This is a genomic window from Nostoc cf. edaphicum LEGE 07299 (assembly GCF_015207245.1).
Taxonomy (GTDB): domain Bacteria; phylum Cyanobacteriota; class Cyanobacteriia; order Cyanobacteriales; family Nostocaceae; genus Nostoc; species Nostoc edaphicum_B.
In genome coordinates, this window is sequence record NZ_JADEXF010000323.1 from 1 (window position 1) to 5,317 (window position 5,317).

4 protein-coding genes are annotated in these 5,317 nt (G+C 44.4%); 1 reads left to right on the top strand and 3 read right to left on the bottom strand.

Annotated elements, in window-relative coordinates; all coding sequences use genetic code 11:
- Window positions 1–1,525: chaperonin GroEL (gene groL, locus IQ229_RS11590; protein ID WP_194043842.1), on the bottom strand; the 1,525-nt coding region annotated here is incomplete at its 3' end.
- 158 nt (window positions 1,526–1,683) lie between these two features.
- On the opposite strand from groL, the gene IQ229_RS11595 reads away from it, so the two are divergent.
- Window positions 1,684–2,766, top strand: coding sequence for an MraY family glycosyltransferase (locus IQ229_RS11595; protein WP_194043844.1), 1,083 nt, complete (start codon window positions 1,684–1,686; stop codon window positions 2,764–2,766).
- 62 nt (window positions 2,767–2,828) lie between these two features.
- On the opposite strand, the gene IQ229_RS11600 is transcribed toward IQ229_RS11595, so the two are convergent.
- Both IQ229_RS11600 and fabG read right to left on the bottom strand, forming a co-directional pair.
- Window positions 2,829–3,905 (bottom strand): SMI1/KNR4 family protein, encoded by a 1,077-nt coding sequence (locus IQ229_RS11600; protein ID WP_194043846.1) that lies wholly within the window; start codon window positions 3,903–3,905, stop codon window positions 2,829–2,831.
- A gap of 179 nt (window positions 3,906–4,084) precedes the next feature.
- A complete protein-coding gene (fabG, locus tag IQ229_RS11605) occupies window positions 4,085–4,831 on the bottom strand; it encodes a 3-oxoacyl-[acyl-carrier-protein] reductase (protein ID WP_194043848.1) in 747 nt (248 codons plus the stop codon).
- Between the last annotated feature and the right edge of the window lie 486 nt (window positions 4,832–5,317).

Sequence of the window (5,317 nt, forward strand, 5' to 3'; positions counted from 1 at the left end):
AACCAGCATTTTGCAAAGCTGAACGCACGACTTTGGCAGGGTCGATAATACCAGCAGCAATCAAGTCTTCAAATTCGCCAGTAGCAGCGTTATAGCCAGTGTTGATGTCGCTCTCGCGGACTCTAGAGACGATCACAGAACCTTCAGCACCAGCGTTATCTGCTATTTGGCGCAAGGGAGCTTCTAGCGCTCGTTCGACAATATCAGCCCCAATTCTTTCTTCGTCATTTTGTAAGGTCTTTTTAATCGCTTCTACCGCTTTAGCTAAGTGAATCAAGGTTGTTCCACCACCAGGAACAATACCTTCTTCCACAGCCGCTTTAGTAGCATTCAGCGCGTCTTCAATCCGCAGTTTACGGTCTTTGAGTTCGGTTTCGGTTGCCGCACCCACTTTAATCACTGCCACGCCGCCAGCGAGCTTGGCGATGCGTTCTTGGAGCTTTTCTTGATCGTATTCAGAATCAGTTTCTTCCAACTGTCTGCGAATTTGACCAATCCGCTTTTGTACTTCTGGCTTGGTGACACTGCCAGCGACAATTGTGGTGCTTTCTTTGTCAATAGTGATTTTGCGGGCAGTTCCCAGCGCTTCTAGAGCAGCGGTATCCAAACTTAAGCCGATTTCTTCAGAAATCAACTGTCCATCGGTGAGAATCGCAATATCTTCTAACAAAGCTTTGCGGCGATCGCCAAATCCAGGTGCTTTAATCGCAGCCACAGCTAGTACACCCCGCGCTTTGTTCACTACTAAAGTTGCCAAAGCATCACCTTCGACATCTTCAGCAATAATTAGCAAAGGCTGACCAGAACGGGCAACTTTTTCCAAAATCGGCACTAAATCTTGGATGCTGCTGATTTTTTTATCTGTGACCAAGATGCGGGCGTTTTCAAATTCGACGATTTGCCGCTCATTGTTGGTGACGAAGTAGGGAGAAATATAACCCCTGTCAATCTGCATCCCCTCAACTACTTCTAGTTCAGTTGTGAGGGATTTAGATTCTTCAACGGTAATTACACCATCTTTGGTGACTTTTTCCATTGCTTGAGCTAACATTTGGCCAACTTCTTCATCGTTACCAGCAGAAACAGTGGCAACTTGAGCGATCGCACTTCCTTCTACAGGCTTGGCTATTTTGGCAATTTCTTCTACCAGTGCCTCAATAGTTTTGTCGATCCCGCGCTTCAAGCTAACTGGGTTACTACCCGCCGCGACGTTCTTCAAACCTTCCCGGATCAAAGCTTGTGCTAAAACTGTGGCGGTGGTTGTCCCATCTCCGGCGACATCTTTAGTTTTTGAGGCCACTTCCTGGATGAGTCTTGCACCAGTATTTTCCAAAGGATCTTCTAATTCAATTTCCTTGGCAACAGTGATACCATCGTTGACAATTTGAGGTGCGCCAAATTTTTTCTCTAAAAGGACATTGCGACCTTTAGGCCCCAAGGTGATTTTTACAGCATCGGCAAGGGCGTTAACACCCCTTTCTAGAGCTCTCCGAGATTCCTCGTCAAATGCAATAATTTTCGCCATGTTTCATTTCTCCAGCGCTTCCATTAGACAATTTAGCACTCACAGCGCCAGAGTGCTAATCTCTCAACCTACTCAAGTTACAAATGGAAATAAAAAAAATTGATTAATATACAGGTGATGCTCATATTACATACTGGCAGTAATGCTTGAATTGGGAGATGAATCTAGACAACTCCCTTAAGTACCTTGGTATTGCCGACCCTAGCGGCACCGGCTGGTTGGCAGTAGTATTTACGTTCCTCTTGGCTTGGCTTGTAACTTGGCGTTTAATTCCGACAGTACGCAAATTCGCCTTGCGGGTAGGTTGGGCTGACCAACCCAACGCACGGCGACTCAACCGAGAACCTTTACCCAATGCAGGGGGGCTGGCTATCTACGCGGGTGTAATTGCCGCGCTGGTATTAGCTAGCCTTTTACGACCGATCGAACTCCAAAACGTATTGGCTCAGGTGCTCACTATTCTGTTGGGGGGTTCGATATTAGTCCTTGTGGGCTTTATTGACGATCAGTTTGGCTTACCGCCCTCTGTGCGATTGTGGGCGCAAATTGTCACGGCACTTTTGCTAGTAGCTAATGGCATCAGTGTCAAAGTCCTGTTTGGCACTCCCATCGACTCACTTCTGTCCATGTTGCTAACGGTACTATGGGTAGTAGGGATTACCAACGCCATCAACTTGATGGATGGTATGGATGGCTTGGCAGGAGGAATTAGCTTTATTACCGCCATGAGTTTGTTGGGTGTTGCAGCTCAATTTAACAATCGTGCCGCGGCAATCTTAGTACTTGCAGCTTTGGGAGGTGCTGCACTAGGATTTTTGCGCCATAATTTCCATCCGTCACGAATTATTATGGGTGATGCCGGAGCATACTTTTTCGGCTATGTCCTGGCAGCAACTAGTATTTTAGGCAAACTGCAACAAAACACAGTTTATGCCCTAATTCCTACGGTTTTATTTCTGTTGTTGCCAGTGCTAGACACTACTCAAGTATTTGTGCGGCGGCTACTAGCAGGAAATAACCCTCTCAGTACTCCTGGCAAAGACCACCTGCACCACCGTTTACTTGCTTGGGGACTCTCCCAGCGCAATGCTGCGTTTACGCTTTGGTCAATTACCTTAGTTTTCAACTTGCTGGCGATGAGAATACAAGGTATGAGTTTGGCTGTGATGCTGACAACCGCCAGTAGCATTATCCTACTTTTGGGCTTTACAGTCTGGCAAAGGATACGCCAACAGCCTTAGTTACTGGTAGGGTGGGCATTGCAGTGCTAGCCCTACTATGTAAATGATAGGTAAGTTTGTTTTTATACTTTTTCAGTACTTATTATTATGCAAATTAGCTTACCTTCATCATCATAGAAGTCCCCTTCATCGGCTATCTTCCCCTCCTCAGCCAAAAGTTCAGTAGCTTTCTGGTAATCTTCCATAGCTCTTTGCCTATCTCCTAAATGAGAATGAGCATTCCCTCGATTATTGTAGATTTCAGCATCTCTAGGACTGATGTGCAAAGCTTGGTCAAAATCCGTAATCGCTCCCTCATAGTCTCCAAATTTACAACGAGCAAGTCCTCGCTTATTATAGGCAATCACAGACTGAGGATTGGAACAAATAGCATGAGTAAAGTCTTCAATTCCTCCCTGATAATTACTCAAAGCAATGTGTATATTGCCCCGCTCATAATAAGCTTCGTGATTATTAGGGTCTAGTAGGAGAACTTGGTCAAAGTAGCGAATGGCTCCCGTATAGTCATGTCTATGAGCCTTTTTCAAACCCTGTCTATTCAGTGCTGTTGCCGTTTCTTCAGCAAGTGAAAACGATGATGACGATTCTGTTTCAAACCAGTATTCTGGGTATTTCTTGTGTACAACTACTTGATCAAAGATTCTTACTAGCCACTCTGCAAAGGAAGAGGCAATCCGGGCTTGTCGCCAGTCTGCTGGAGCAAGTTCGTGAAAACAATCCAGTACTGCATAGTCTGAGTTCATCGTTTGTTGTGGATCAAATCCACAGAAATCCCCAGTTCTAATTCTCCCTAAATCGCAAAAAGCAATCAATGAATTCCATTCTTCGTTGAGATATATCTCTTCCTTCTTGTGCTGATTGAACTTAACAAGATTATCAGTTCCCTGAATAATAAGCCCCAAATTATCCCATACTGAGCTATCAGACGTTTCACCTGAGTCAGTACAGAACAAATAGGCTCCGTTGTATCGCAGCAGAAACTCCCGATAACTGGGTGGAAGTGGTACGCCAAGAGCTACCTCACAAGCTTGAATCTCATCTGCTGTTGCTGGTGGATTCAGTATGAATTTCCAGTCCAATGAGAACTCTTGAAAAACCCGATAAGCTTGTTCAATTCTTTCAGGAAGCCACTCAAACATAACTTACTTCTTTAATTTTATATAGCGATTCTCGGTTGAGTGAGCTATAATAACCCAACTCTCTAAGAGCATAATAGCGATTAAATAGTTAGCGATCGCCAGATAAAATTGGTGCGTTAGCCTACGGCATAACACACCCGACAAAAATTACTAACTCGTAATTCCTAACTCAGCACTATTTAGGCCATTACCATACCGCCATCGACATTAAAAACTTGCCCAGTGACGTAGGCGGCGGCGGGATCGGCAGCGAGGAAACGCACCATCCCAGCGACTTCTTCGGGTTGACCGAAGCGGCCGAGCGGAATGTATTTCAGAATATCTTCGGGGTTGTTGAGGTCGCTGGTCATGTCGGTGGTGATGAATCCAGGGGCGACGGCGTTAACGGTGATGCCACGAGTAGCTAGTTCTTTGGCAACGCTTTTGGTAAAGCCGATTACACCTGCTTTGGCGGCGCTGTAGTTTGACTGACCTGGGTTGCCCATTTGCCCAGCAACAGAGGTAATATTGATAATCCGCCCCGATCGCTGCTTCAGCATGATTTTACTGACGGCGCGTGTACATAAGAAAACACCAGTTAGATTCAGGTCTATCACTGCTTGCCAATCTTCTGGTTTCAAACGCAAAAGTAGTGTGTCGCGGGTAATTCCTGCATTGTTGACTAATATATCCACACGCTTAAACTTTTCCATCACAGCGTTAACTAGTGCGTCTACTTGCTCAATTTTAGAAACGTCTGCTTGGATCGCGATCGCCTGACCTCCCACACTTGTAATTTCTGCAACAACTGCCTCAGCAGCAGCACTCGAACTGGCATAATTGACAACTGCGATCGCTCCTTGTGAGGCTAATTCAATTGCGATCGCTCGACCAATTCCTCTGGATGCACCTGTGACAATTGCGACTTTATCTTGTAATAGCGTCATTTAATGTTCCTCAATCTTAGAAATACCGCGGTAATTATCTTATGGTGATTTCGGGAACATCTGAATATTGTCTGAATAAAATCTAACTCTTACGGGGTGACAATCTTGCTGTCATGCTGCAAATTAGAGAGCTAATAGATAAAGTTATATGTCGGATTTACCTACATATAGCTATCCTAAATCAAATGTGCAGAAACAAGATCCCGACTTGATAAAGTTATCGGGGATACGGGTTGCAATTCTCACAAATCAAATAGGATTACTAACTATATAACTCGAATAACAAGAATTAACCTTTTACTATAATTAAATATCTATAGTTATTTCTCTGTGAATGTATGAATAACTTGAAGCAATATATTCTCCTGGCTGGATAGACTAAAAAGTTTTGCAGCTACAATTTTCGTAGATATCACTCTCGTGAACGTCTTGATAATTATTTGGTTGGTCAGGATAGGTTTAAATACATATTTAATGCAGATGCAC